The 25,130-nt window shown below is 36.4% G+C and carries 27 protein-coding genes; 14 read left to right on the forward strand and 13 right to left on the reverse strand.

Translation table 11 applies throughout. The annotated features are described in order from the left end of the window. Window positions 1-187: 187 nt before the first annotated feature. From add to manA, 3 genes are all read right to left on the reverse strand, one after another. Window positions 188-1,189, reverse strand: coding sequence for an adenosine deaminase (add, locus tag ABE954_RS10980; protein ID WP_371025445.1), 1,002 nt, complete (start codon window positions 1,187-1,189; stop codon window positions 188-190). 190 nt (window positions 1,190-1,379) lie between these two features. After that, a complete protein-coding gene (locus ABE954_RS10985; RefSeq protein WP_042843704.1) occupies window positions 1,380-3,026 on the reverse strand; it encodes a YdgA family protein in 1,647 nt (548 codons plus the stop codon). A 106-nt stretch (window positions 3,027-3,132) separates the two neighbouring features. Continuing rightward, window positions 3,133-4,308, reverse strand: a complete 1,176-nt coding sequence (gene manA, locus ABE954_RS10990; protein WP_042843705.1) for a mannose-6-phosphate isomerase — start codon at window positions 4,306-4,308, stop codon at window positions 3,133-3,135. Between the two features lie 179 nt (window positions 4,309-4,487). On the opposite strand from manA, the gene fumC reads away from it, so the two are divergent. Continuing rightward, window positions 4,488-5,885: a class II fumarate hydratase gene (gene fumC, locus ABE954_RS10995; protein ID WP_371025446.1), complete on the forward strand. Its 1,398-nt coding sequence runs from the start codon at window positions 4,488-4,490 to the stop codon at window positions 5,883-5,885. Between the two features lie 69 nt (window positions 5,886-5,954). Here the strand turns inward: fumC and tus are convergent, their stop codons facing one another. Further along, the gene (gene tus, locus ABE954_RS11000; protein ID WP_071548117.1) at window positions 5,955-6,872 is read right to left on the reverse strand and encodes a DNA replication terminus site-binding protein; all 918 of its coding nucleotides are present in this window, start codon (window positions 6,870-6,872) and stop codon (window positions 5,955-5,957) included. 332 nt (window positions 6,873-7,204) lie between these two features. Here tus and ABE954_RS11005 point away from each other — a divergent pair, with 332 nt between their 5' ends. Then, a complete protein-coding gene (locus ABE954_RS11005; RefSeq protein ID WP_166685985.1) occupies window positions 7,205-7,993 on the forward strand; it encodes a hypothetical protein in 789 nt (262 codons plus the stop codon). 68 nt (window positions 7,994-8,061) lie between these two features. Here the strand turns inward: ABE954_RS11005 and ABE954_RS11010 are convergent, their stop codons facing one another. Continuing rightward, complete coding sequence (locus tag ABE954_RS11010; RefSeq protein WP_048607228.1) at window positions 8,062-8,628, reverse strand: lytic polysaccharide monooxygenase; 567 nt, start codon at window positions 8,626-8,628, stop codon at window positions 8,062-8,064. An 86-nt stretch (window positions 8,629-8,714) separates the two neighbouring features. Then, window positions 8,715-9,983 carry an MFS transporter gene (locus tag ABE954_RS11015; RefSeq protein WP_371025447.1) on the reverse strand — a complete coding sequence of 423 codons (1,269 nt, stop codon included), beginning with the start codon at window positions 9,981-9,983 and terminating at the stop codon, window positions 8,715-8,717. Window positions 9,984-10,098: 115 nt separating this feature from the next. On the opposite strand from ABE954_RS11015, the gene ABE954_RS11020 reads away from it, so the two are divergent. The 3 genes from ABE954_RS11020 (at window position 10,099) to bioD (ending at window position 13,130) form a co-directional block, all read left to right on the forward strand. Then, complete coding sequence (locus ABE954_RS11020) at window positions 10,099-11,004, forward strand: LysR family transcriptional regulator (RefSeq protein ID WP_042843713.1); 906 nt, start codon at window positions 10,099-10,101, stop codon at window positions 11,002-11,004. A gap of 97 nt (window positions 11,005-11,101) precedes the next feature. After that, entirely contained in the window at window positions 11,102-12,313 is a 1,212-nt protein-coding gene (locus tag ABE954_RS11025; protein ID WP_166685982.1) for an ROK family protein, read from the forward strand. Window positions 12,314-12,455: 142 nt separating this feature from the next. Then, on the forward strand, window positions 12,456-13,130 hold the full coding sequence (gene bioD, locus ABE954_RS11030; RefSeq protein WP_048607224.1) for a dethiobiotin synthase: 675 nt from the start codon (window positions 12,456-12,458) through the stop codon (window positions 13,128-13,130). Between the two features lie 64 nt (window positions 13,131-13,194). Here the strand turns inward: bioD and ABE954_RS11035 are convergent, their stop codons facing one another. The 4 genes from ABE954_RS11035 to ABE954_RS11050 form a co-directional block, all read right to left on the reverse strand. Continuing rightward, window positions 13,195-13,428: a DUF1161 domain-containing protein gene (locus ABE954_RS11035; protein WP_042843716.1), complete on the reverse strand. Its 234-nt coding sequence runs from the start codon at window positions 13,426-13,428 to the stop codon at window positions 13,195-13,197. Between the two features lie 43 nt (window positions 13,429-13,471). Further along, window positions 13,472-13,840 carry a DUF1283 family protein gene (locus ABE954_RS11040; protein ID WP_042843717.1) on the reverse strand — a complete coding sequence of 123 codons (369 nt, stop codon included), beginning with the start codon at window positions 13,838-13,840 and terminating at the stop codon, window positions 13,472-13,474. Between the two features lie 85 nt (window positions 13,841-13,925). After that, window positions 13,926-14,675 (reverse strand): bifunctional NADP-dependent 3-hydroxy acid dehydrogenase/3-hydroxypropionate dehydrogenase YdfG, encoded by a 750-nt coding sequence (gene ydfG / locus ABE954_RS11045; RefSeq protein WP_042843718.1) that lies wholly within the window; start codon window positions 14,673-14,675, stop codon window positions 13,926-13,928. A gap of 74 nt (window positions 14,676-14,749) precedes the next feature. Further along, window positions 14,750-16,378, reverse strand: a complete 1,629-nt coding sequence (locus tag ABE954_RS11050) for a DUF4139 domain-containing protein (protein ID WP_071548113.1) — start codon at window positions 16,376-16,378, stop codon at window positions 14,750-14,752. Between the two features lie 254 nt (window positions 16,379-16,632). Between ABE954_RS11050 and ABE954_RS11055 the strand changes: the two genes are divergently transcribed. The 7 genes from ABE954_RS11055 to ABE954_RS11085 all read left to right on the forward strand — a co-directional run bounded on the left by ABE954_RS11055 (window position 16,633) and on the right by ABE954_RS11085 (window position 21,219). Further along, window positions 16,633-17,430: a hypothetical protein gene (locus ABE954_RS11055; RefSeq protein ID WP_210786873.1), complete on the forward strand. Its 798-nt coding sequence runs from the start codon at window positions 16,633-16,635 to the stop codon at window positions 17,428-17,430. Window positions 17,431-17,450: 20 nt separating this feature from the next. Further along, the gene (locus tag ABE954_RS11060) at window positions 17,451-18,383 is read left to right on the forward strand and encodes a ChuX/HutX family heme-like substrate-binding protein (RefSeq protein WP_166696726.1); all 933 of its coding nucleotides are present in this window, start codon (window positions 17,451-17,453) and stop codon (window positions 18,381-18,383) included. Between the two features lie 53 nt (window positions 18,384-18,436). After that, on the forward strand, window positions 18,437-18,787 hold the full coding sequence (locus ABE954_RS11065; RefSeq protein ID WP_166686544.1) for a hypothetical protein: 351 nt from the start codon (window positions 18,437-18,439) through the stop codon (window positions 18,785-18,787). A 113-nt stretch (window positions 18,788-18,900) separates the two neighbouring features. Next, entirely contained in the window at window positions 18,901-19,548 is a 648-nt protein-coding gene (locus tag ABE954_RS11070; RefSeq protein ID WP_042843723.1) for a glutathione S-transferase family protein, read from the forward strand. Between the two features lie 162 nt (window positions 19,549-19,710). Then, window positions 19,711-20,307, forward strand: coding sequence for a glutathione S-transferase family protein (locus tag ABE954_RS11075; protein ID WP_206227451.1), 597 nt, complete (start codon window positions 19,711-19,713; stop codon window positions 20,305-20,307). Between the two features lie 44 nt (window positions 20,308-20,351). Further along, complete coding sequence (locus ABE954_RS11080) at window positions 20,352-20,696, forward strand: ASCH domain-containing protein (protein ID WP_048607213.1); 345 nt, start codon at window positions 20,352-20,354, stop codon at window positions 20,694-20,696. 244 nt (window positions 20,697-20,940) lie between these two features. Then, entirely contained in the window at window positions 20,941-21,219 is a 279-nt protein-coding gene (locus tag ABE954_RS11085; RefSeq protein WP_042843736.1) for a VF530 family DNA-binding protein, read from the forward strand. A 31-nt stretch (window positions 21,220-21,250) separates the two neighbouring features. Here ABE954_RS11085 and ABE954_RS11090 read toward each other — a convergent pair whose 3' ends face one another. Both ABE954_RS11090 and ABE954_RS11095 read right to left on the reverse strand, forming a co-directional pair. Beyond that, complete coding sequence (locus ABE954_RS11090; RefSeq protein ID WP_105881029.1) at window positions 21,251-21,658, reverse strand: DUF1801 domain-containing protein; 408 nt, start codon at window positions 21,656-21,658, stop codon at window positions 21,251-21,253. A gap of 85 nt (window positions 21,659-21,743) precedes the next feature. Then, window positions 21,744-22,346, reverse strand: a complete 603-nt coding sequence (locus tag ABE954_RS11095; protein WP_164975496.1) for a DJ-1/PfpI family protein — start codon at window positions 22,344-22,346, stop codon at window positions 21,744-21,746. 81 nt (window positions 22,347-22,427) lie between these two features. Here ABE954_RS11095 and ABE954_RS11100 point away from each other — a divergent pair, with 81 nt between their 5' ends. Then, complete coding sequence (locus ABE954_RS11100) at window positions 22,428-22,967, forward strand: TetR/AcrR family transcriptional regulator (protein ID WP_071548109.1); 540 nt, start codon at window positions 22,428-22,430, stop codon at window positions 22,965-22,967. A 320-nt stretch (window positions 22,968-23,287) separates the two neighbouring features. Further along, window positions 23,288-24,163 carry a DMT family transporter gene (locus tag ABE954_RS11105; RefSeq protein WP_210787306.1) on the forward strand — a complete coding sequence of 292 codons (876 nt, stop codon included), beginning with the start codon at window positions 23,288-23,290 and terminating at the stop codon, window positions 24,161-24,163. Window positions 24,164-24,233: 70 nt separating this feature from the next. On the opposite strand, the gene ABE954_RS11110 is transcribed toward ABE954_RS11105, so the two are convergent. After that, complete coding sequence (locus tag ABE954_RS11110) at window positions 24,234-25,097, reverse strand: LysR family transcriptional regulator (RefSeq protein ID WP_042843741.1); 864 nt, start codon at window positions 25,095-25,097, stop codon at window positions 24,234-24,236. Window positions 25,098-25,130 lie beyond the last annotated feature (33 nt).

Below are 25,130 nucleotides of genomic sequence, written 5' to 3' on the forward strand. Positions count from 1 at the left end.
ATATGGCACCACCTTAAGTCAATGCTGTTTACTTTCATTCTATTTTAGTTACAACATACTTTGGGTGTTTTTTTATAAAGAACATACATTAACTCGGTTCTAATTAATGGCTTACTAGGGAAAAAGGGCGGGTCAAAATGCAGTGAATGGAATGAATGAGGGCACCCAGTGTGATGCCCTTTAGTTTTTATCGTTTAGCTGCTTTTTCTAACAGTGCATTTTTCTCATTTGTGGATAAAAATGCGATAGCAAGGCCATTACGTTGAGCTTGCTCGATTTCAGCAGCGGTCAAGCCTGCTTGTGGTGCAGCGACTTCATATTCATAACGTAACTCAATTCCTTGCACTGCTGGGTCATCAGTATTTATTGATGCTAATACCCCATGCTGTAAAAAGGCTTTTAACGGGTGTTTAGCTAATGATGAGACAGTGCTAGTTTGGGTATTGGAAGTTAAGCAACTTTCCATACCGATTTGGTGCTTCACTAAATAATCAATTAGAGCGGGGTCTTCAATTGCTTTTACACCATGGCCAATTCGTTGCGCACCTAATACATTAATTGCATGCCAAATACTCTCTGCTCCCGCAGCCTCACCTGCATGAACGGTAATATTTAAACCTGCATCTCTGGCTTTTATGAAGTGAGACTCAAATAATTCCCCTGGAAAACCAAGTTCATCTCCAGCGAGGTCTAAAGCACACAAATGATGGCGATGAGCTAAAAGCCCTTGTAATTCAGTAGAGCAAGCATGCTGCCCAAACGTGCGACTTAAAATTCCGATCAAATTAATTTTGATTTCAAATTGTTTGCAACCTGCTTGTACACCATCAATAATCGCTTCCACGACACCTTCGACAGGTAAGTGGTGCTTCATCGCCATGTAGTAAGGTGAAAAACGAAGCTCTGCATAATCAATCCCCGCATTAAACGCATCTTCTACATTTTCAAATGCAACACGGCGGCAGGCATCTAAATCAGCGAGTACTGAAACCCCCCAATCTAATTTTGACAAAAAACCGACTAAATCAGCTTCCTGTCCTATAATTTGTACATGAGGGCGTAATGCCTCAAGTTCTATTGCGGGTAATTGAATATGGTGCTGTTCAGCTAGTGAAAGAATAGTTTCCGGTCGGATATTACCATCAAGGTGACGGTGTAAGTCGGTTAAAGGGAGACGGGTATTTATCACGGGATGATCCTTTATCTGTTTTCTTTCCTTATTTTGGCCGTTATTTAGCTAAAAGCAATTGTAAATCACGTAAAATGTGAAACATGATAAAAGATTACATTTAATTTGTGATGTGCATCACCGAAATGTTGGTGGTAAAAAAAACGCCAGTCATAATTGACTAGCGTTTTTTCTATTAGCTTGAGTTTGATTAGTTAGCAGGTGTTTCAGCTTGTGGTGCTAACTCAGGCTCATTACCAATTTCTGGTGCGATTTCCGCACCTGGAGCTGGTTGAGCGTCATATTCTAACTCGTCTTCAGGTCCAGACATGATTTTCATCTTAGTCAAGAACTCAGCTAAGGTGTACTTATCATTGTTGAATGTCAGGTCGTTACCAGCGAATTTGATCGTCATTGTTAAATCATTTTCGCTATCAATCATCCAAGGTGATTTTTTCTGTTTAGCTTTTTCAGCGCGTTCTTCATCGGTCATAAACATTTCTTCAAACGGGGAAGAGAACATATCCGAAGTCAACATTTGCTGTACACCTGCAAATTCAGATGTCACCATACCTTTCATTTCTTTTTTAGTTTCAGCATCAACTGGAACGCCTTGGTCTAAAATCATGGCTTGTGTCATGGATTCAATTACCATTGGCTTATTCAGCTTCAGGTTAAAATCAAAAGAAGAAATCAATTGTTTGAATGCTTCATCAACTTTATTAGACATTGCCAACGCGGTGATTTCGTCTTGGTTCCATTTATTGAAAGTGACATTTAAGTCAACAGAGCTTTGGCCAGCTTCATTTTTCCAATATAGCGGGCTAACTGTGAATACAGGTTTGCTTTTCATTAGCTCAGGCAATGTGGTTGACATCATTTCCATGGCTAAACGTTCAGTAGCTTCTGATGGGTCACCAGTTGCTAAACCTTCTGCTAAGGCTTTGTTGTATTGTTCTACAAATTTACCTAATGCTTTAGCATCTAGTTTTTCAATTGCAACAGTGACTTGGCCTGAACCTAAATTTTGTTCTAATGCTTTAATGTCACCAATACTGTAAGAAATGTTGCCTTTAACATCTTCACCGTTGATAGAAGTATCACTGGCGATTTTAAAATCTTTAAATGAGAATTTTGTTTCTGGGATATTGAAGTCTGTATCTGCAATCACAAATTCTTGTGTTCCTGTGTAGAAACCATATTGTGATTTTTTGACATTAGAAACTAATTTTAACCCTTTAACGGTCATTGTTTCTGATTTATCTGCTTTACCCATCACAAAGTTATCAGTGATTATTGATGCATCGACAGACTCTAAGTCTGCTGTAGTTGAAACATCAAATTTAGAGCCGCTAAACGATAGCGAAATATCATCTTTGCTATATTCAACTGGGATAAGCTCTAAGTTAGTATCGATACTTTTGCTATAACCAATGACAGCAGAACCATTAACAAACGGCTTTCCTTTGGTTGCTTCAAAAAGCTCTTTAGTTGTTGCATTATTTGCTAATTCTATTTGAGTAGCAGCCAGTTTTGGCAACAAATTAAACTTAGCAACTTGTGATAATGGGAATGGGCCATGATCAATATTTGTCTTAAATATGATAGAATCATCAGGTGTTACTGAATCAGCTGAAGTAATTACGATGTCAGCTTTAGAAGAGAAAACGCCTTTTTCATAGTTTTCTACTTTGAAATTCAAACCTGCTTCAGGCACATTTACAGCAAAAAAATCGTTGGTTTTGAGGATCACTCTGTCAAGTTCATCTTTTACTTTTGAACCTGTATACCACGATGCACCCGTCCATACAGCGCCCAGAGCTACAATAACACCAACCGCGACTAATGACTTTTTCATTATAAACATCCATCCTTTCAGTACGTTATAAACGTACTTATAAAATTATATAAGTTTTAAATAACCGTTTTTTAACAAAATAAACGGTTAAATACAGAATATGACACTACTTATTAAAAACTCGGGCAAGCTTACCATTGCCGTTAATGGTAATACTTTTCTCATAAGCAGGTAGAAAAACAGACTCACCAGAATCTATGCATATTTCTTCATTACCTGAACGGAAAACTAACTGACCTTCAATACAAAATAAAATTGAGGCTGTATCGTTAGATAGAGTAACCTCCGAGTTGTTTATAGAATATATATTAAATGAAAAATCTTCTACTGGAATATTATATTTCCAGATATTTCCAGATTTTTCGGGGATACTTAATAAATCCTTTGCTGACGTAGGGTTAAAGTCAATATTCGCAATCAGTTCAGGGACATCTATGTGTTTATTTGTTAACCCTGCACGCAGAACATTATCTGAATTAGCCATGACCTCTAACCCAACCCCTTCTAAATAAGCATGCGGTGTTCTTGCATATAAAAACATCGCTTCACCGGGTTGCAGTTCAACAACATTAAGAAGAAGTGGGGTAAATAAACCATTATCTTCAGGGTATAAACTTGCCATTTGCTTTATTGAGTTCCACGGTTCACCTTGGCGACTATTTAAAGCTGCTTTTAGTACTCCAAGTGCGAGCTCTTTTTGTTCACCTGTTAAATTAAGAATTTGTGCAAATAGGCGTGATAGCTTTTCTTCTGTTGGGTCTTGAACAAATAGTTGGATGTCCGGATGAGCCGCTGAAACAAAATCAAGCAATTGTGCTATTTCATTCAATGGACGAAATGCATTCATTGCTTTAAAAGGTGTTAAGGCATAAATTAATTCTGGTTTATGGTTATCATCTTTATAGTTGCGAATAGGTGAGTCTACTGGAATACCCGCTGCATTCTCTTTAGCAAACCCGACCTCAGCATAGGTTTTGTTGGGATGTACTTGTACTGACAGCGGTTGAGCAGCGCACAGTACCTTAAACAAGTACGGTAATCGATGATAAGTTTGTGCGATATGCGAACCCAAATAATATTCAGGGGCGCTCTCAATCAAGGTGTTAAGGGGGACAGTTTGATTTTTTTGCGCATCGAGAACTTCTGAGCTCGCTTTGGGGTGAGCCCCCATCCAAAGCTCAGCCATTGGTAGGTGGTTAGGGTTAGGGAGCCCATATAGCTTAGTTAGGGCCGTTTTACTACCCCAATCATAATTTTGGACTTTGTTTATCATTTTAAGCATAGCAAAATTCTCTTTTTTATAAAAATCAACTCATTTCCTTTTCATTACAGTACAATAAGCTCGACTAAGTCTCATAAATGAAATTCAATTTGTGGCATTATACTGCTCGGTTATTTGCTTACCTGCAAGCAGATGATTCTAAAATCAATTATTCTGTATATGTACCTAAGGAGATAGTAATGGCAGCCACTCGCATTGAAAAAGACTCAATGGGACCTATTGAAGTACCTGCTGACCACTTGTGGGGCGCGCAAACGCAGCGTTCTTTAGAACATTTCCGTATATCTGTAGAAAAAATGCCTGTCGCGTTAATCCACGCACTCGCTATCACAAAAAAAGCCGCCGCTAGTGTAAATATGGATCTAGGATTATTAGCCAAAGAGCGTGGCGATGCAATCATTGCTGCTGCTGATGAAGTATTAGCTGGCAAACACCCTACAGAGTTCCCACTGGCTATATGGCAAACGGGTTCTGGTACGCAAAGTAACATGAACATGAATGAGGTATTAGCTAACCGTGGTAGCGAAATCCTCGGTGGCCAGCGTGGTAATGATCGCCTTATTCACCCAAATGACGATGTTAATAAAAGCCAAAGTTCAAATGATGTTTTCCCAACAGCCATGCATGTCGCTGCGGTGGTTGCTATTCGCGAACATCTACTACCAGAACTAAAAGTTTTACACAAAACTTTAGATGCAAAAGCAAAAGAATTCAAAGATATCGTCAAAATTGGTCGTACCCACTTACAAGATGCAACCCCATTGACGTTAGGCCAAGAAATTTCTGGCTGGGCTGCAATGTTAGCACACAATGAAAAACATATTGAGAATTCAATACCTCATGTTTGTGAACTTGCTCTGGGTGGTACTGCTGTCGGTACAGGGTTGAATACTCATCCTGAATACGCAGTTCGTGTTGCTAAAAAAATTGCCGAATTAACGGGTCAGCCATTTATCACTGCACCTAATAAATTTGAAGCTTTGGCAACGTGTGACAGCTTAGTTCATGCTCATGGTGCACTGAAAGGCTTAGCGGCTTCATTAATGAAAATTGCGAATGATGTTAGGTGGTTAGCATCAGGTCCTCGTTGTGGCATTGGTGAAATTGCGATACCAGAGAACGAACCAGGCAGTTCAATCATGCCAGGGAAAGTTAACCCTACACAGTGTGAAGCATTAACAATGCTATGTGCGCAAGTGATGGGAAATGATGTTGCAGTTAATATTGGTGGCGCATCAGGCAATTTCGAGCTTAACGTTTTTCGCCCAATGATAATTGATAACTTCTTACAATCTGTCCGTTTATTAGCTGATGGTATGCGTAGTTTCAATGAACATTGTGCTATTGGTATTGAACCAAATCGTGAGCGCATTGAAAAATTACTGCATGAATCATTGATGTTAGTAACCGCTTTAAATACCCATATTGGTTATGATAAAGCCGCTGAAATTGCTAAGAAAGCTCATAAAGAAGGGTTAACACTAAAACAATCAGCATTGAAATTAAATTATCTGACAGAAGAACAGTTTGATGAATGGGTTCGCCCAGAAGACATGGTTGGAAGCATGAAGTCATAAACTTTATGGCTTGCTAATATCATGTAATAAACTGAGGAAACACCCATATTGGTAACAATTGGGTGTTTTTTAACGTTCTATATATAAATTTAAACGTGGGATTAATAATTCTACTGGCTTAGCTTTTGGCCGGTTACGTAGTGGGATATTATCTACATGGTAATCGTGTAATTCACCAACTTTTATTTCGGCAACTGTTTTCTCTAGGGCAAAAACAAATAAGGGGGTAGAGCAAGCAAATTGGGTTTGTTTTTGTTGAGAACTATCCCAGACTCGCGCTATCGGCTGAACTTTTACAGGGCGTTGAGTTTTTAAAATCGCATCATGGGGTAACGAGTAGATCAATTGAATATCGCTTTCTATTTGTAATTGCCAATGTTCTTTAGGGATATGTAAAGGGCAGCGACCACTTTCTAAACTTGCTTGTAAACGGCTTAATACGGTTTCTTTGGTCACTTTATTGATGATTTTTTTATTGGCCCATCCAAAATTAATGGTATCAATATCGACTAGTGAGGTGAGGGTGCGATAGGTATTTAATGTTAATAACCCATGAAGGCTTTCTCTTATAAATTCAAAACGTTGAGTTTCATTTATTTGTGTAACGATTGTTTTTATCTGTACTTTTAATTCATTAATCTTTGATATTAACGCATTAAATTCCCGATATGTTTTTAATTCAGTTTGGATACAGATAACACCAGGTAGTCGGATAGCCGATTTATTGCTAATTTCTTCAGATTTATTATGGATAAACAGTAGGTTAATTAACTTAATTGTTGCTTCAATAGCACTATGACTAGTTAATTTTTGAACCGGAATATGGCTAATCTCGTTATTTTCTTCACCTTTGATTATATTAGGTAAAATAAATGTACTTGCTACAAATGGGACGAGTTGAGCTTGTTCTAATAATAAATGACTAAGTTGTTTTATTTCAATCTCTAAGTTATTGAAAGTGTCGATAAGTTTTTGTCTAGGGTTCATTTTTAGTTACAACATTCTGTTTGTGATAAATAAAATGTAGCATTAACAATCATTATTAGCAATTTTTTAACCAGACTACGGGGGATTTTAGCGAAACTTAACGTTAACGGGCTGGGGAACTGGTAGCTTTTTCTCTTCATTGGTACTTCAGGATGAGTATTCACGATAGCAGTACCATCGATATCTTTTCGATATAAGGCTTTGGAATACGCCATTATCCTCGAATAAAATTCAGTAAATTATATATTAAATTGAAAGTATTAATGTCTTAATTATGGAAATATTAAACATTATAAATGATGTAATACTCACTCAATTTTAAAAGGTAAGGTATGCTGACTATCCCACCGCTGATCCAACCGTTTGTTGACCTTTTTCAAAAAAATACAACTACACAAGCTAATTACCAATACCTTGGTACCATTCAACATATTCAAGATGCTTTACCCGAAGGGGCAACACCAAGTCATCTTCGTTGTGCTTTACAAGGGGAAGGCGTTTTATCTAGTTACAGTACTAATAATGAAAATAATTATTTATGTTCTGTGAATGCGCAAACCTGTGTGGTCGCAACGCTATACAATAAAAATAATCAGACTGGAGCCGTTATTCATTTTGACCATAATATAATAAGTTTGATAGACCAAGCAGTTACTGCAACTTTATCACAAATAGCTCCTCAGAATAATAGCGATGTTGTATCAACGCTTACGGGAGGAATTTGGCTTATGGGTGGGGATAACATTGGTGAGCCGGTAAAAAAGGTATTAAACAATCATGGGGTAAATTCATCTTGGGAACAATGGGCGATTTCATCGTGTATACCACATAACTATGGGGTTGTATTGAACTTACAAGATGGAAGTATTAACGCTTTTGAACAACCAATTCACTCAGTTATGCAATTTATTAATCCGTTATTAGCAGAAGCTGAGCATGCTAATAATTTTAATAGTTATTTGAGACCAGAAGTACGTCGAGCCAAAGACTTTATGGAACGTTTTCGATTACCCGCAATAAGTGAAAGAGAAAGTGGATTAACATTTACTGAAGGTACAAGGAGTAGCAAGGTAACGGTGGATGATGTCAATAAATACCATTTCAATATACATAACATATAGTATTGAAATGGTTTTAGATATAAATATACAGTTTAGCCTATTACTCAATTTTTATTATATGAAAAACATTAATCCAATGATAAATCAATAACTTGATAGAATGCCTTTGACGTATCGTCTATCGTCCAAACAGCAAGAACAACCTGATATCCTGTTTGTTCTTGAGGCAACACACAGTTGTGTTTGACTGTGTTATCGGGGGTTTCTATACGGTGAAATTCGCAAAAAGGGGTTAATTCAAATTGAGCACGAGATAAGGGAATATTGGGCTCCCAATCGGGTTTAGTCATAAAATATTCCCATTTGGTCGTTTTATGTTTTGCAGTTAAATACCATTCAAATTCTACATTACGGGTCTTCAGGGGAACAGTCTTCCATCGCTCAGCTGTTTGTACATCGAGCGGTGAAAACTGAGAAAGGCCAGCGCTAGCAATTTCACCATCAGCAGGGCCTTGTTGTGGGAAACCTTTTGGACCTTCTAGTGACTGAGGTTCATATTGAATTTGACCACAATTGGTATTTACTTCTTTGCGGCACAAATACGAACGGCTTTCTGGAGACTTTACATATCCGTGGGGGTAGGCCAAAAAACTGCAGAAAAAAAGGATAGGTACAAGTAGTAATTGTTGTTTCATAGAATTTCCTCGTCATTAATAGAATAACTATCATCACTAACAACGAGGAGGATCGAAATTTCAACCTTTATTAAATACTAAGATAATTAATCATAACATCCTAATTTCAAACGATAGGCGATGATAATACCGATAAGTAATATTCCAGCAATAAATAAAGCAACACCGTTCCATCCAAAATAAGTCCAAAATACTCCACCTAAGGTGCCTGCAATACTTGAACCGGCATAATAACTAAAAAGATACATCGATGATGCTTGGCCGCGAGCCCGTTTCGCTCTTCGCCCAACCCAACTGCTTGCAACTGAATGTGCTGCAAAAAAGCCCGCCGTTAATACCGTCATACCAGATAGGATCACCCAAATATTTGGGTGTAATGTTAATAATATACCTACTAACATCATACAAATTGCAGAGATTAGTACACTACCTAAACCATATTTTTGTGTGAGACTACCAGTTTTAGTTGCGCTATATGTTCCCGTTAAATAAATGACAGAAAGAAGGCCTACAGTGGATTGTGAGAAATAGTAGGGGGCGTCAAGCAAGCGGTAACCAATATAATTGTACATTGTCACAAAACCACCCATCAGTACAAAGCCTTCTACAAAGAGCCAAGGCAAACCCCGGTCCCTAAAGTGTAGGTGTAAGTTTACCCATAAATTTTTAGGTTTTAATGAGCTTGCACGGAAATGTTGAGATGGAGGTAATAACCGCCAAAAGCCAATTGCAGCGATCAACGCTAATGCCCCTAAAAGAACAACAGCGACCCGCCATGAATAATAATCTGAAATTACCCCAGTCATTAACCGCCCACTCATACCGCCAATAGAGTTACCGCTAATGTATAACCCCATGGAGAGCGCAACATAACTCGGGTGAATTTCTTCACTTAAATAAGTCATTGCAACGGCTGCGACTCCGCTAAGTGATAGCCCAACCAATGCTCTAGCTATCAAAATACCATTCCAGCTTTGCATTACAGAGCTTAATAAGGTAAATAGCGCAGCACACATCAGTGCAATGACCATGACGTTTTTTCTACCAATGGCATCTGAAATTGGCCCTGTAATTAATAGACCTAGAGCCATTAAACCTGTACTGAGTGATAGCGACAAACTCGCGGTTGCAGGAGAAACATTAAAATCCGCAGACAACATTGGTAAGATAGGTTGAACAAAATATAACAGCGCGAATGTAGCGAACCCAACGGTAAAGAAAGATAAAGTGACACGTAAATATAGAGCATCATCTCTTTGAATATAATGCTTTTTAGGTTCGGTATGGGCAGGGGCGTCCGTTTTTTTCCCTTTGGCTGGTTGCTCAGAAGTCAGACTATTTGATGAATGTTCCATATGTATTCCTTGTCATACCAACTGGTTTGATTTCGATCAAAGAATAGAAATTTTTCAGTTTTTTGTCTAATATATTAATTATACACAATAATACTTTAAAGATATCAAATGAACTATGAGCATAGAACTTCGACACCTTAGATACTTTATTGCTGTCGCCGAGGAACTACACTTTGGCCGAGCAGCAGAGCGGTTGCATATGTCACAACCACCTTTAAGCCAACAAATACAAATACTTGAAGAAAAAATCCATGCGAAATTATTAGAAAGAAATAATCGTAACGTCGCATTAACACCTGCGGGAACGATGTTCTTGAAAGAAGCCTATCAAATTTTGGCTCAGGTTAATGCTGCGGCGACTAAAGCAGCGCGAATGGAAAAAGGCGAACTTGGCGAATTATCTATTGGGTTTACTTCCACCACACCCTTTATGCATAAGGTTACAATGAGTTTACGTCAGTATCGGGAGTCTTATCCTGAAGTTTCTATTCATATGCATCAGATGAATACTAAGCAGCAGATAGCTCCTTTAATTACTGGCCGTATCGATTTCGGTATTATGCGAAATACAGGGTTACCAGAGCAATTAGATTACAAATTATTATTCAAAGAACCTTTTATGGTGGCGGTTTATGAAGGACACCCATTGCTCGAATATGCTGATGTCGGCATTGATATAGAACAACTTGCTAATTACCCATTAGTTTTTTTCGAGCGCGATGTCGGGACTGCATTATACGATGAGATAAACCAGCTATTGACTTCTGCTGGTGTCGTACCAAAAATTTCTCAAGAAGCAGGTGAGGCAATGACTATTTTAGGCCTCGTCTCTGCAGGGATGGGGATTTCAATTATTACTGAGTCGTTTACACGTATGAAAGTTGATGGTGTGAAATATATAAAACTCGCTAATATTAATGCTTCATCTGAGGTTTGGTTAGTTTACAATACGCGTAGAACCTTACCTGCTGCGGCTAAAAAGTTAACCAACCTGTTAATGTCTAATATTGTTGGTGAATAAGTGTGATTAATATCACACTTATGCTGTATGCGAAATCATTAATATGCAGATTAAGGCATAATAACTAATTGCTTTATAAAGGATTTCAATTATTGCCATGGTGAATCAAACAGGTCATATTGACCAGATAAAACAATTAAATACGGGGATCGTATATCGAATAATTGATCAACATGGTCCTATTTCGCGTATTGCATTATCCAAACAATCACAACTTGCCCCAGCCAGTATCACTAAAATCACGCGTGAACTCATGGATGCTCATATAATAAAAGAGTTAGAGTTTCCTGTTCTCGGGTTGCGTGGTCGCCCAGCAGTAGGCTTAGTCGTTGAAAGTGAAGGGTGGCAGTTTTTAGCAATCCGTATACAAGACAAGAAAATCACTATTTCACTAAAGGAAATTAACGCTACAACATTAGCTCAAACAGAATATCCTTTTAAACCTATTAATAATGAACAATTTATAAATAAATTATCTGAATTAATTAGTCATTTTTTTGCGAGCCACCAGAGTATATTAGAAAGAGTTACAGCAATAAGCATTCTGTCTGATGGCGTCTTAGATCCTTATACTGGCGTTATCCATCATCATGCTCACTTTAATATTAACCAATTAGCTATTGGCGAATACTTAACTGAACATACAGGGCTACCTATTTATTTACATCCATCAGTGGATGCTTTGGCATTAAAAGATTATTTTTCCCATTTGGCAAAACGAAAAGCAAAAAACATTATTTATCTTCAACTACAAGATGTTGTCAATATTACAGTTCTAAACCATGGTATAACGTTAGATGCTAATACTCAGCGCCCCAATTTATTTGCTCATACCCAGTATAAAAAAACGCAAAACATCCCCTGTTATTGTGGAGGTGTTGGTTGCTTAGAAACACACACATCCCTACCTGCAATATTGCAACAAGCAAATAACTTACTCTGTAATTATTCTGACTCTTACTTACAACATAATATTATTTCTATTGATAGCATTTGTAGCGGCGTAAAATTAGGCGATACTCTTTGCATTCAACTTATCGACAATATTGCGCAGTTATTGGCAAAACCATTAGCTTTAATGGTCAATGTACTCGGAACCGAATTAATCTTAATCAATTCACCTATTAATCAAATCTCAGAATTATTTTTTGATAAACTTCATCACCACATCGACCAACAGTCAATTCCTCTTTACTCATCAAAAATAACAATAGAAAAATCCACATTAAGTGTTAGTGATAGTGAATCATCATTAATACAACGTGCTTTATATGATGGTTCGCTATTGATGCAGTTATTACAAGGTTAAATTAATTCGATAATCTTTACATTATCCCACACAAAATTGAGCTAACGCAAACTTATCACTTTCCCATTCCAATAAACTGAATCCATATCATTTTTGCAGCTTATTGCTGTGTAAGTCTGTCACTTCAGGATAGAAAAAGACCATGATCAATCTATTTATTACCGGGACAGATACAGATGTCGGGAAGACAGTATCGACGCTTGCCATATTGCAGGCACTAAATGGCCAGGGAATTAAAGCCGTCGGATATAAACCCATCGCGGATCAATGCATTGATACGCCAGAGGGGATAAGAAACAAAGATGCATTATTAATCCAAAGTGTATCTAAAGACCTTGTTTCCTATGATGAAGTCAATCCAGTGCGGATCAGCGATAATTATAGTCACGAAAACAGTATTGATTTCAATCAAATCAAACAAGGCTTAGAGCATTTACACAGCCAATGTGACATGGTTGTCATTGAAGGTAATGGAGGATGGCGATATCTTCTTGATGATAATACGTTTTATGCAGATTGGCTAAAAGGGCAACCAGTAGGTGTTATTCTTGTTGTAGGTATTCAACATGGCTGTGTTAACCATGCCTTGTTAACTGCGGAAGCGATTAGAGCTGACGGACTACCTTTGGTTGGTTGGATGGCAAATCGCATTAACCCTGGGCTCGCACATTACGCTCAAATCATTGAAAGATTACAACACCACATTAAGGCCCCACTAATTGGTGAGATACCCTATCTATTGCGCCCTGAAGAGAAAGAACTTGGGCATTATCTAGATGTGGAAAAACTTCAACAATTTATTGCTATACCCGCCTAACTCGCAAAATAAATAAAGGGCGCGTAAAAATATCGCGCCCTTTATTTTAGCCATTAGAAATCAATCAATGACGTGTATAAATAATTTTATACGAATCATTTTGGCAGTGCCCAACAACTTGCCCTTTAGATGAATCGACCTCATCATTAGGGACTGCGACTAAACTAAAATTGTCAGCAGGTACACCGTTATTGATGATTTTCTGCTTGATCTCTTCAATTACGCTTTCACATGAAGCTTGTGCAAAAACCGGTGCTAGCGTTAATACTAATAATGGAACTAATAATTTCTTTTGCATTATACCTCCTTGGTAATCAATCCATAAAACAGCAAGCTAGAAATTATGGATTGATTGGACGGCCTGTACTGACATCAAGACAGCGCTTGGTGCTAGGTTCCCAATAAGCATTCAGATTAAGGCTTTTTTCACATTTATCTTTTGCATCAAAAGCGGCATCTATCTTATCAAATTCTTTTTCAGTACGAGTATTGACTTTATTACGTAGCATACGGGTATTATCCCATTGCTCTTTTTCCTGACGCGCTTGCTCTTTGTTAAGGGAATCATCACCTTTACCAACAGAAACACATGTGCTTCCGGCGGTACAGGATGTGGTTGCTTGTGCTGCCAAAGAGGATGTTACCCAAAATAAAGGGAGACAAAAACAAAACGCAGTTAAGCCAGTTTTCAAAGTTTTATGTGGGCTCATGTAAAAATTCCTTACTTGAGTAGGGGCAATAACCAAAGTATAGCCAAAAGTATATGATTGCGTCAGTATAGAATAGTACTAAAAATCAAAGTTGTTTATGTACGGTTAAACCTGCAAAGGTTTGGCATACTGGCATCAATTCAAGTGTATTCACATTCATATGTGCAGGTAATGTTGCCACCCAATAAACCGTTTCAGCGATATCTTCAGGCGTCAAGGCTTCTGCACCTTGGTACGTATTAGCGGCTTTATCATCATCACCTTTAAAACGAATATTGGAAAACTCTGTTCCACCCACTAAGCCTGGTTCTATATCAGTAACCCGGATCTTTTTGCCTTGAAGGTCAGCACGTAGACCTAAAGAAAATTGTTTTACGAAGGCTTTAGTTGCGCCGTATACATTACCGCCCTTATAAGGCCAGCTCGCAGCCGTTGAACCGATGTTAATGATATGACCATGATTATTAGCGACCATACCTTGTAGTACCTCATAAGTCATATTAACTAAACCTTTAGTATTGGTATTAATCATAATTTCCCAATCATCAGGGTTAGCATCAAAAGCAGGTTCTAAACCGAGCGCTAAACCAGCATTGTTAACTAGTACATCAATATTTTTGAGATGAGCAGGCAAACTTGCAACAGCTGATTGAATTGCTTTTCTATCTTGGACATCCAAAGTTAATGGATAAAATTTTTCACCTAGTTCCTGATGTAGCGCTTCTAAACGTTCTGTTCTACGGCCCGTTCCAATAACGGTATAATTATGTTGAATAAATTTGCGAGCTATAGACTCACCAAAGCCCGATGAAGCACCTGTTACTAATATAATCATGAGAACCTCAAATTGTTATTGTTGTGTCAGCATGTAGCGATTTTAACGCTTTCTAATGTGAACTACAAAAGCTGTTATAATCCTAGGATATGTTTATCCTTAGGGTAACTTAATGTGTAACTAAATGGGATCTGAATCTCTTCATTCGGTTTTAGCCCAACATTCCAAGTTATTTTCCCTGTTTTTTTGTTGATCACAGCGTCTTTATTATCTACATCTGACACTTTTATATCACTGTCTTCACTAATAGGCAGTTGGTCATAAATAGTTAATTTAACAGGGGTTGGATGTATGTTTTTAGCTTTGATGAGATAACTCTCTTTTTGCTCTACCGTTGAACCAATGAAGCTTGGTTTTTTCTTCATTTTTTCATTGTTTTCACGGGAAATCTGAATATTTTTATCGATACCAAAAGGAACTTGTAAAGTATCAGTCAGTCGATTTGCATCGATTTTAACGTTTCCAATATACGTATTTCCATAGTAAATATTGGCATTTCCGTTCAATAAGTTTAGAGCTTGCCAATTTTCAATATCTGCTTGTAAGAAGACATCCTCTGCAAGTTTTGGTGTTGCAGTGTACTTATACTTAGCCGCAATATCTTCTTGTTTAATCGTCAATGAACTTGGCTTGGATGTACTTTTCAGTGTGAAAGGAAGGGTGATTTGATAGTTTAGGCTAATACCGTTATTTGCGGTGGTCACAAAATCAGCAATACCTGACCCAACCTTTTTTTTGCTAGCAGTCATACTTTCTTCATACATAGCAACAGGTGCAGCTGGCATTGGTTTCATACGAACTTGACGTTCCAACTGTTTATTTTCATCATAAATTGACAGACGCCAAGGCTGTAAATCAAAAGGGGTGATATTCTTTGATGGATTAATGGTCGATAAGGTTAGGTCAATATTTTCCCAATCAATACCTGTATTTTGAATGACATCCGCTTTATAAGTTAAAACTATAGGTGATTCTGTGTTCTCACTGCGTATATCATAGCTAGGTGACCAAGCGGCATCCTGTGTTAAATAAGAAAGCTGTAGTTTTGCTGTTGTGGCTTCAGGTGCGTCTATCGACATAACAACCTGTGTTTGTTTGCCTAGGGAAGCCGGCATATTTTGGTCAATTTGAGCTTGTAGCAGTGCTGATTTTTCTTCAAGCTCATCGATAGTGAGTTGATATTTTTGTTGTTCTTGTAAAATTTTCGTCATTTGCTGACGTATAAAGTCTAGCTTTTGGGATGATTGCTCTAAAGATTGAGCATTATTTTCCCCAAAAAAGCGTTGGTCTTTCAATAAGCTTAATTGTTCTTCTCCGACTTTAATCGCAATAATAGCATCTTCTATTTGCTGCATTAATTGCTTCTGTTGAGTTTGAAGTGCCTTGATATTTTCGGGATAAACAACTTCAGTAGGGACAGTTTGAATATTAACAGAACGAATTATTACATTTTTATCATTTAGGTTAACTGATAACGTACGTGGGTCAACGTTATGGGCTATATTCGTTAAAATTACCTTATTTTGCCCCTTATTAAGTGACAGCGTCACATCATTATCTAATTCAGCCCCGTGTAGAAATACAGTGGCATGATTTAATTTAACTGGTTGATTTAAATTGTTTTTAGCTTCAGCAAACGCATATTGAGACGTAAAAAGTGCCGTCAATATCAAACTACTTGCCAGTCGAGTAGATACGGTCATATGTGAACTCCAATAATGATAAAGTTATTACACACGAAATTATGTAACCATCCTATTTAACTGATCTTTTCAGCGATAGCAGATAAAACCGAAAAGTTGATTATAAAAATTAAGTTATTAAACCTAAAAATATCCATAAACAGAAAATAGCTAAAGGAAAATAAAAAAGATTAAGGTAAATATTGAAAGATGTTTTTTACTTTTGTGGAAAAATAATACATCAAATTTTTTTAAATTGAGAATAGGTGTATTTTATGAATATAGCCCCGACTAGCTCCACATTTTATTACAAAGCTGATCACAATGATGCCACTACAGTTATAAAGACGCTAAATAATGAATTATTAAAAATTGAAAAGGAGCTTTACAATCAATACGAGCCTAGCCCCGAAAGAAAAAATGAACTGAACAGTAAGGCATTTAAAAATATCAATATAATAGAAGATATCTTAAAGAATAAGGAAGAGATAAATATCACATCAATCAAAAGGTTACAAGAATTAAACGTTATGTATGGTATGGCAGCAATGAAAAGTGGAGATACGGAGTGGGAGAGCTTTGGGTTATCCAAAGAGGTTTTTGAAAATAATGAGAAATTCTTTAACTCTACAGATTGTTTACTTAGTACCAGTGAACAATTAAAACAAAAGATAGATATAGAAAAAAGACTTACGTACTGGAATACCTGTCAATATAATTTTGCTTATAACATTGTTTATGAAGGAATGTCTGCACCAAGTGATCTAACACAGAATGATTTTCATCATCATTTTGAACAATGTAGCCGAAGTAATATTTCTAACGATATTGCAATCGCAGCAGCAAATGCAAAGTGTGCAGAAAATTTATGTAAATCCTCATTAACTGAGCAACAGAAATCATCTGATATATTAATGAATACAACATTAAGACTCAATAAGTTCTATCATGATTATATAAATACGCCTTCCGCTGATTTAAATGATGACATAAGGTCTGATGCATTTTTTTTAGTCAAAAATTTGTCAGTTTACTTACCTTTTGAAATAAAAGAAAAATTTGGTATTAATTAAATAATATTAAGGAAGAAGAAATGCTCAGTTCTAGGCTTTATTCAGTAAAGGATACCAGTAGTCAATATGGTATTAATCTTGAAGAAAATACCAAATATTCATCATTAAAACATATTCTAGAAAACATAAAAAACATATCAAATAACAATGTAGAAATGAGCACTAGTGGGCCATCAGGGCATTCAATAATCTATACAAATGGTGAGATAAAGCAACCTGCAGCAAATGGTCATTTAATACTTAATCCAAGTGGGATTGACCTACGAGTTATCCCTGGGAAAATTAAAAACGTTAATTACGAAAAAATTAGTGATAATAGATATAAAGCTAATTTAATGTCTCATGATGGAAATAAAGTATTGTCATTAAGTTTTTATTCAAAAGAAGATTTAAACATAAGCTCAAGTGAAATCGTCTCTCAAAAATCAACAATGAAAACAATAAATAAAAGTAATGATATTGAAAACTTATGGAGAAACATGGCTGATGTACACCATTTTTATCCAATGCTACAACAACTTGGAATAAGCAAACTTGAAGCATTCCAAAAAGTACCAAATGACTTGGCAAGAAAAGTAAGTACAGAAAGTTTATTGACAACTTTAAATAAGATACATAACGACAATAAAAAAATGATGATTTTTGTGGGTAATGATTCTGCAATCCAGATCTATACAGGCCCAATAGATAAAATTACTGAAATAATGAATGGCAAAAAAATAGTCATCCACGGTACAACTGAAGAAGGAGGGAAATCAGTAATAAGAATAGCAAAAGATGAGGTTGGTGAAGCTTGGGTTGTTAATAAAAACTCTCGTGATGGGTTTATTACAAGCCTAGAGTTATTTAATAAAAATGAAGAGCATATAGCCCAATTTTATGGAGTTAGGAGAGAAGGGCAAAAGCAAGATGAATACTGGGGGGATTTAATGAGGAAATTACCGAATCACTAGCTCATTGATCATTATTAATAGAATTATAAAATAGAAAAATGGTGGATAATCAAATGATAAATAACATTTTTGATATTAAAACATTTTCATCACATCAAGGTACAGATGCAGAATCTACGCTCTCGGAGCACGAACCAAACATACACCAAAAAATTAACCATATCAGCAATCTCCCACTTGAGCTAAAACAAAATATTGCATTTAGGCTTGATGCTTCAAGTTATGAAAACTTTCGCAATGCATCAAAGGAAATGACAGATGATTTACCGTCTTTTCGTTATATGCTTGCGAGTTTAAAAAATAACAACTGTACTGGCCAATTAAGAGAAGATTATAAATCAGTGCTCTATGGTAACCTTAATCAGCGCTATGACGACCAATTAGATGGTATATGGACCGGGTAGTGATAATATTAGCAATAGAAGGCTAAACGTCAAAACCTCAAACTAAGATTGAAATATCCTATTTTAAGCATGTAGTATTAGAAGAACATTAAGAAAGCCTTTATGGAGAATTCATGCTAACAGTTTGGGGTCGTAAAACTTCATCTAACGTCCAAGCACTAATGTGGTGTATTGGTGAGTTAGAATTACCTTATAAGAGGCTTGATTTTGGGCATCGCTATGGCGGTACTGATACTGACGAATTTTACCGCTTAAATCCTAATCGTACTGTTCCTGTTATTCAGGATGGTTGCAACCCTCCATTATGGGAAACTGGGGCAATACTTAGGTATCTTGCTAACCGATATGCAAAAGGGAATTTTTGGCCTGATGAAATATTAGCAAGAACCGAGGTTGATCGCTGGATGGAATGGTCAAAGTTAAATGTAGCATTGGCATTTACGGCGCCTATCTTTTGGCAAGTAGCACGCACTCCAAAGGAATCCCAAGATATTAATTCCATCAAACTTGCTATCGACAAATTTGAAAATAATTTAATGATTGCAGAAGAGATATTAGCATCCAGAAACTACTTGGCCAGTGATGATTTTTCACTGGCTGACATCCAATTCGGGCATGTGTTGTATCGTTATTATGATATTGATATAAAAAGAAAATCGCTTCCTTACATTGAGGCTTACTATAAGCGTCTTCTTGATAGGCCTGCATATCGCGAGCATGTTGCTATTTCGTATGATGAACTCCGGCCAGCAAAACCTTAATCTTAGATGTATAAATAACACTTTATGTGACGCTGTCACTTATTCATCGATAAAATGATGGGTATATCTACAGCTTAAAAATTTGAATCAACACCATAGTGTTGATTTAGTTTTGTTCGTATTAAATATGCAGCGAGCATTTAACTACATAGGTTATTTTTTATGAAAATATATACTTTTCCTAGAAGTCGTTCTCTGAGGGTTTTATGGACATTAGAAGAACTTGGTGTTGACTATGAAACAGTTAGAGTTGATATGTTCAGCGATAAACCTAAAGTTAAATCACCTCATTCACGAGGTAAGGTTCCGTTAATGGTAGATGGGGATGTTTCAATAGAAGAGACATTTGCGATATGTCATTATTTGTGTAATAAACACCCAAAGGAAACGTTCTATCCATCTGATATAAAAGAACAATCAGTTATTTATTCTTATATAAGCTTTGCTTTAACAGATTTAGAATCTCCTATCTGGAATCTACTAAAGCAACTTGTTTTTATTCCTGAAGAGAAGCGTTCTTTATCGTTAGTTGATTACTTTAAAATAGAATCTGAAAATGTAACAAGGCAATTTAAGCTTGATAAAGATAACGAGTGGGTCGCTGGTGACAACTTCACTTTAGCTGATATTTTTCTATCTCATACGCTTTTGTGGGCTAGGTTATGCCATGTTAACCTTAGTCCTACAATTAATGATTACATTGATAGGGCTATTAGCCGGCGGTCATACATACAAGCCCAGGAAAAAAATAATTTATAAAACAACAAACAATAACATTTTGATTAACAGGAAAAATCACACCAATGAAAGCCATATCTATAGTTTTTCCAGCAGGTAAAAATATTGCGTTAGGAATAAAAACGTTAGAAATAAGAAAATGGGCACCAAACATCGATTGTAATGAAGACTTACTAATTGTTGAAAATCACCATTATCTTTTAAAAGATGGCGATGAAGAAATGGGGAAAGCAGTCGCAATTGTTAAAGTGAAAAATGTGAGGCCATTCGTTGAAAGTGATATTGATGCAGCCTGTGCATCTTACTATGAAGCAGGTTGGCTAGCTTGGGAACTAACTGATATCCGAGCTATTGAAACCCCAGTAAAAATGATAGCAAAACGTAAGATTTATGAAGTTGAGTTGAGCTAAGATTCAATCCTTACGATTAACCAATTCAGCGATAAAAAAGCCAACATGATTAACCAGCCAGAACGCTGGATTTCTTCATTTCATACCTAGGTTCGCATAATACATATTATGTTAAATAGGATATTGAATTAAGAATCGGTCTTGATAGATCAAGCATTGTTAGTTCCCTATTGACTTAGAGCCGTGTTCAGCTTATTTATATGCGCTCAATGATAACCTAACTTATAACTTCGGATATGCCGTAATGAGTGAATTTAAATCGAAATCCCCTTTACATGGAGTTACACTAGAAATGCAAGTTAATGCATTGGTTGACAGATACGGTTGGAACCAACTTGGGCGTACTATAAAAATAAACTGCTTTAACAAAGATCCAAGTATTAAATCCAGCTTAAAGTTTCTGCGCCGAACACCTTGGGCAAGAACTCAAGTCGAATTACTCTATTTGGATATGATAGAAAATAATTCGATTGATAATACTGACTTAGGTTCTGATGACCCTTGGTGTAATTCACGACATTAAAAATAAACTGTAATTAACTGGCTACTGAAACTTAAGCTGTTTTATTTCTTAGCTTATAAGTAAGAGCCATCTCAATGCATATGGCCAATTCTTTTATTGGCAGCGCTTCATTGATATCTAAGATAATTGCTCGGTTCTTTGAGTAATTAAGTTCAGGAAAAAGCGTTCTAAATGAATCAATTAAGGTGGTTTGACAGTGAACAAAAAGAGCAACGGAGCTCTGATTGAACCGGCCTATTCGTATCGTTGTTCCTGAGCCCGTTTCAATTGTTTGATAACTTGGTTGCCCCCATTTCAGAGTCTCAGTGATTGTTCCTACTTTTTTATTTTCTGCTGCTGTTCTAAAAATCAGCTCTCTAATCATTAATAACACTTTTTGGTATTGAATAGGATAACTGCCAAATACCAAATTCACTCTATCATCCGAAATGGTTTTCATATAACTACCGCTAATTTATTTTAAGACATCCTTGTCATACCTATGTACTTTAACCTTCCTAGCTGATATTTACATAATATATTCGTTACATTCTGCCCTGTTGTATACTAAATTCAATCAAAGATTCGAGCACACTTTGTTGTCCAGTTGGTAAGACTGGTAATAATGTTTCCCTTCTTTTTTCTTTGTCGTATAGCGATTCTATTAGCCATCCAACTAGATAAAGGGCGGAAAGGCAACCACCTGCTGTAGCTACCCTTCCATGACATACAAGAGGTTGCCCTACTGGCTCAAGTTGTGATGCTAATAATGCATTCCTAGCATCTGGATGAGTGGTGGCTCTTCGTTCAGGTAATAGGTTTAATGCATTAAGAATTAAAGCGCCTGCACAAATAGAACCGATATACTGTTTTTCAGGGTTTAATTTAAATTCGGATAAAAAATCTGCATTTTCAATCGCCTTTGGTACGCCATTTTTACCACTACTAAATAATACCGCATCAGCTGAATTCGCTTCAGATAATGCCCCTTGAACATGTATGTTTAAGCCATGTGCTGATCGTAAGCTTGATTTGTTCCCTAATATTTTGACTTGCCAATCTATATGGTTACGGCCAAGAATATCCCACATAAAAAAAAGGTCTATATCCGTAAAATCATCAAATGCAACAATCACAATTTTTTTCATAAATTTATTCCTTTTAGCGGAAATACAAATTAAGCTTTAACGTATCAGAACTTGAATCACCATACACAGACTGTATTGAAAATGAAAAAATTAACGAGAACATCTTGGATTAACGCAGGTTTTAATATTTTGGATAATGAAGGATATACACGTTGTTCTGTTGAGAGAGTTGCTAGGAAACTAGATGTTACCCGAGGCTCCTTTTATCATCATTTTAATGACCGTGAAGATTTTATCCGTTCAATGCTTTCTTGTTGGGTTGTTGAATATACTGATAAAATATTAAATGAACTAGAACAAGAAACGAGTATCAATAAGGTGCTTACAGAGTATATTAATTTCACATCAAGAAAAAAAACAGCAAGAGAAATTTCCATCAGAGCTTGGGCATTACATGACCCTATCGTTGCAGAGTATCAAACGATTGTTGATGAGAAGCGTTTAAATTTTGTTATTAATAAATTAGGAAGCCTACCTATTCCGGCTCAACATGCTCAAACAATTGGTAAATTAGTACATCTTAGTTTAATTGGTGGCACCATATCTGGAGAGAGGTTAAATAATCTAAACTTCAATAAATTAATTTTAAATGGCGTAAAACTTAAAAAATTTTTATTTTAAATAACCCGTTGTTAATGGCATTTACTACCCCTCCTACTCCACCTATCTACATTTCAGGAAAGACTCATTTTTTAGCTTGGCTAAAGATAAATGTTGATTAAAACCATAGAACTCTATTGATATTATTGTATTATTCGATTTTCGAATGCCATCACACTGATTTATTTGATTTTATAATCAAGTTCAGTAAGTTAAGTTCAATAGCATGATATCACTCTGAATATTAAAAATATTGCTGACTATTTTTAATATCTAAAAATACCGGCAAGTGAATGAATTTCAGTATATGAAAAAATATTATAAGCAATAAAGAGGAATATATGGGAGTAGACAAACTAAAATCATTAGTTATCACTGGTGCTTTTGTTTTACTTTGGGGCAGTGCTGCAATTTTTACTAAGCTAGGAATCGATAATGCTTCTTCTATGATTTTATTAGTATTTAGATTTAGTATCGCACTAATTGTCATTTTGATATTTTGCAGATATAAACAACAATATTTACCTGAAAAAGGAATGATATTACAAACGGCATTGGTAGGAATTATTTTAATCGGTGGCTACTCTATTTGTTATTTTTTATCAATGGAAAATGGTGTTACTCCTGGTCTTATCGCCACTATTATGGGAGTACAACCAATACTTTCACTCTGTATTACAGAACGAAAAATTTATGGCTACAGGTTAGTTGGGTTAATTATGGCGTTATCCGGCCTAATTGTGCTTGTATGGCATAGTTTAATAACTTCCCAGTTACCTATTATGGGCATTGTACTTTCGCTAATGGCACTGTTATTTATGACTATCGGAGCTATTTCACAGCAAAAAATTAAGCAATCTCCATATAGAGTGTTACCGATTCAATACGCTGTCAGTTTGGTACTATGTTTGTTATTCATTCCAATGCAAACTGTACATTTTAATTTTAACTTGAATTTTCTGATATCCATCCTATTTCTAGGTATATTTATTTCCGTTATCGCTCAAATATTACTTTATTATTTATTAAGTAAGGGGAATGTAGTGAATGTAACTAGCTTATTTTATTTTGTTCCGATTGTTACGTCATTGCTTGACTATTGTATTCTTGGGAATAAACCTTCATTATTTGGCATCTTTGGCATGGCTGCAATTATACTGGGGATTATATTGGTTTTCTATAAGCCTAAAAAGGGGACACTTAGCCATGTTAGTTAAAAAAGTAGTAAAACATAAAAAATGGAGGCTCCCTTTAACTAACCAAGTATACGTGTTTTATCTTTCAAACTCATTTAGCTACTCTTAGAGTTTGGATTAGGAGATTATAGAGGCTATCAACAGCTTGATCTCCAAGAGACTGATTACTTCTATATGCTGCGACACCCATTGGTTCCAAAGGCCCTAACCCATGCAATGCGCCTAATATTTCCAGATTGGGGGGAACACTACATTGAGTCAGTACAGCAACGGCCAGCCCACTTTCAACAGCAGCAACCTGCCCTGGCAAGCTGGAACTATTATAAACAATTTTATATCTACGCCCCTGTAATGAGAGCGCATTGATGGCGCTTCGTTTTGCCAAGCTGGTGTGCTCATATACCGCGATCGGTAATGGGTCACGTCGCCAAATTTCAAATTGTGAAGAACCGACCCATACCATAGGCTCATAAAATAATAATGCTCCCTGAGTATTATTTTCTCTTGAGACTAAAGCTAAGTCTATTTCACCCTTTTCTACCTTTGGTATCAATGAGGTAGATTGCTCACAGTTAAGCTCTATTTCAACGGAGCTATGGTATGCGGCAAAACGTTTTAATACAGGGGTCAGATATTTTTCAGCATAATCATCTGGAACACCAAGTCTGATTCGCCCTTCTAGCTCACCACCATGAAATGCAATAATAGCTTCATTATGTATATCCAGTATCCGCCTTGCATAACCCAATAATTTTTGACCTTCGTAGGTTAATTGATGTTGCCGAGGATTACGTACTAACAATTGACAACCGAGTGATGACTCAAGCTTTTTTAGTTGCATACTGACTGCAGATTGTGAGCGATGAATCTCCAAAGCAGCAGCAGAGACAGACCCTGTATTTACTACAGCGACAAAACATTTTAACCAGTCAATTTGTAAGTCTGTATATTTCATAACCAATCCATTCGTAAATCGAATTTATAAATT

The sequence above is a fragment of the Providencia sp. TYF-12 genome, from assembly GCF_041344805.1.
In the GTDB taxonomy this organism is placed as follows: Bacteria; Pseudomonadota; Gammaproteobacteria; order Enterobacterales; family Enterobacteriaceae; genus Providencia; species Providencia huashanensis.

Excerpts from the sequence above, each read along its gene's own strand:
- ABE954_RS11095 (WP_164975496.1), bottom strand. The coding sequence starts at position 22,346 with ATGAAAAAAATTGTGATTGTTGCATTTGATGATTTTACGGATATAGAC.
- ABE954_RS11080 (WP_048607213.1), top strand. The coding sequence starts at position 20,352 with ATGAAAGCCATATCTATAGTTTTTCCAGCAGGTAAAAATATTGCGTTA.
- ABE954_RS11050 (WP_071548113.1), bottom strand. The coding sequence starts at position 16,378 with ATGACCGTATCTACTCGACTGGCAAGTAGTTTGATATTGACGGCACTT.
- ABE954_RS11100 (WP_071548109.1), top strand. The coding sequence starts at position 22,428 with ATGAAAAAATTAACGAGAACATCTTGGATTAACGCAGGTTTTAATATT.
- ABE954_RS11090 (WP_105881029.1), bottom strand. The coding sequence starts at position 21,658 with ATGAAAACCATTTCGGATGATAGAGTGAATTTGGTATTTGGCAGTTAT.
- ABE954_RS11060 (WP_166696726.1), top strand. The coding sequence starts at position 17,451 with ATGCTCAGTTCTAGGCTTTATTCAGTAAAGGATACCAGTAGTCAATAT.
- fumC (WP_371025446.1), top strand. The coding sequence starts at position 4,488 with ATGGCAGCCACTCGCATTGAAAAAGACTCAATGGGACCTATTGAAGTA.
- ydfG (WP_042843718.1), bottom strand. The coding sequence starts at position 14,675 with ATGATTATATTAGTAACAGGTGCTTCATCGGGCTTTGGTGAGTCTATA.
- ABE954_RS11010 (WP_048607228.1), bottom strand. The coding sequence starts at position 8,628 with ATGAAACAACAATTACTACTTGTACCTATCCTTTTTTTCTGCAGTTTT.
- ABE954_RS11085 (WP_042843736.1), top strand. The coding sequence starts at position 20,941 with ATGAGTGAATTTAAATCGAAATCCCCTTTACATGGAGTTACACTAGAA.
- ABE954_RS11015 (WP_371025447.1), bottom strand. The coding sequence starts at position 9,983 with ATGGAACATTCATCAAATAGTCTGACTTCTGAGCAACCAGCCAAAGGG.
- bioD (WP_048607224.1), top strand. The coding sequence starts at position 12,456 with ATGATCAATCTATTTATTACCGGGACAGATACAGATGTCGGGAAGACA.
- ABE954_RS11020 (WP_042843713.1), top strand. The coding sequence starts at position 10,099 with ATGAGCATAGAACTTCGACACCTTAGATACTTTATTGCTGTCGCCGAG.
- ABE954_RS11070 (WP_042843723.1), top strand. The coding sequence starts at position 18,901 with ATGCTAACAGTTTGGGGTCGTAAAACTTCATCTAACGTCCAAGCACTA.
- ABE954_RS11040 (WP_042843717.1), bottom strand. The coding sequence starts at position 13,840 with ATGAGCCCACATAAAACTTTGAAAACTGGCTTAACTGCGTTTTGTTTT.
- ABE954_RS11025 (WP_166685982.1), top strand. The coding sequence starts at position 11,102 with ATGGTGAATCAAACAGGTCATATTGACCAGATAAAACAATTAAATACG.
- ABE954_RS11035 (WP_042843716.1), bottom strand. The coding sequence starts at position 13,428 with ATGCAAAAGAAATTATTAGTTCCATTATTAGTATTAACGCTAGCACCG.
- tus (WP_071548117.1), bottom strand. The coding sequence starts at position 6,872 with ATGAACCCTAGACAAAAACTTATCGACACTTTCAATAACTTAGAGATT.
- ABE954_RS11005 (WP_166685985.1), top strand. The coding sequence starts at position 7,205 with ATGCTGACTATCCCACCGCTGATCCAACCGTTTGTTGACCTTTTTCAA.
- manA (WP_042843705.1), bottom strand. The coding sequence starts at position 4,308 with ATGCTTAAAATGATAAACAAAGTCCAAAATTATGATTGGGGTAGTAAA.
- ABE954_RS11105 (WP_210787306.1), top strand. The coding sequence starts at position 23,288 with ATGGGAGTAGACAAACTAAAATCATTAGTTATCACTGGTGCTTTTGTT.
- ABE954_RS11075 (WP_206227451.1), top strand. The coding sequence starts at position 19,711 with ATGAAAATATATACTTTTCCTAGAAGTCGTTCTCTGAGGGTTTTATGG.
- ABE954_RS11110 (WP_042843741.1), bottom strand. The coding sequence starts at position 25,097 with ATGAAATATACAGACTTACAAATTGACTGGTTAAAATGTTTTGTCGCT.
- ABE954_RS11055 (WP_210786873.1), top strand. The coding sequence starts at position 16,633 with ATGAATATAGCCCCGACTAGCTCCACATTTTATTACAAAGCTGATCAC.
- ABE954_RS11065 (WP_166686544.1), top strand. The coding sequence starts at position 18,437 with ATGATAAATAACATTTTTGATATTAAAACATTTTCATCACATCAAGGT.
- ABE954_RS10985 (WP_042843704.1), bottom strand. The coding sequence starts at position 3,026 with ATGAAAAAGTCATTAGTCGCGGTTGGTGTTATTGTAGCTCTGGGCGCT.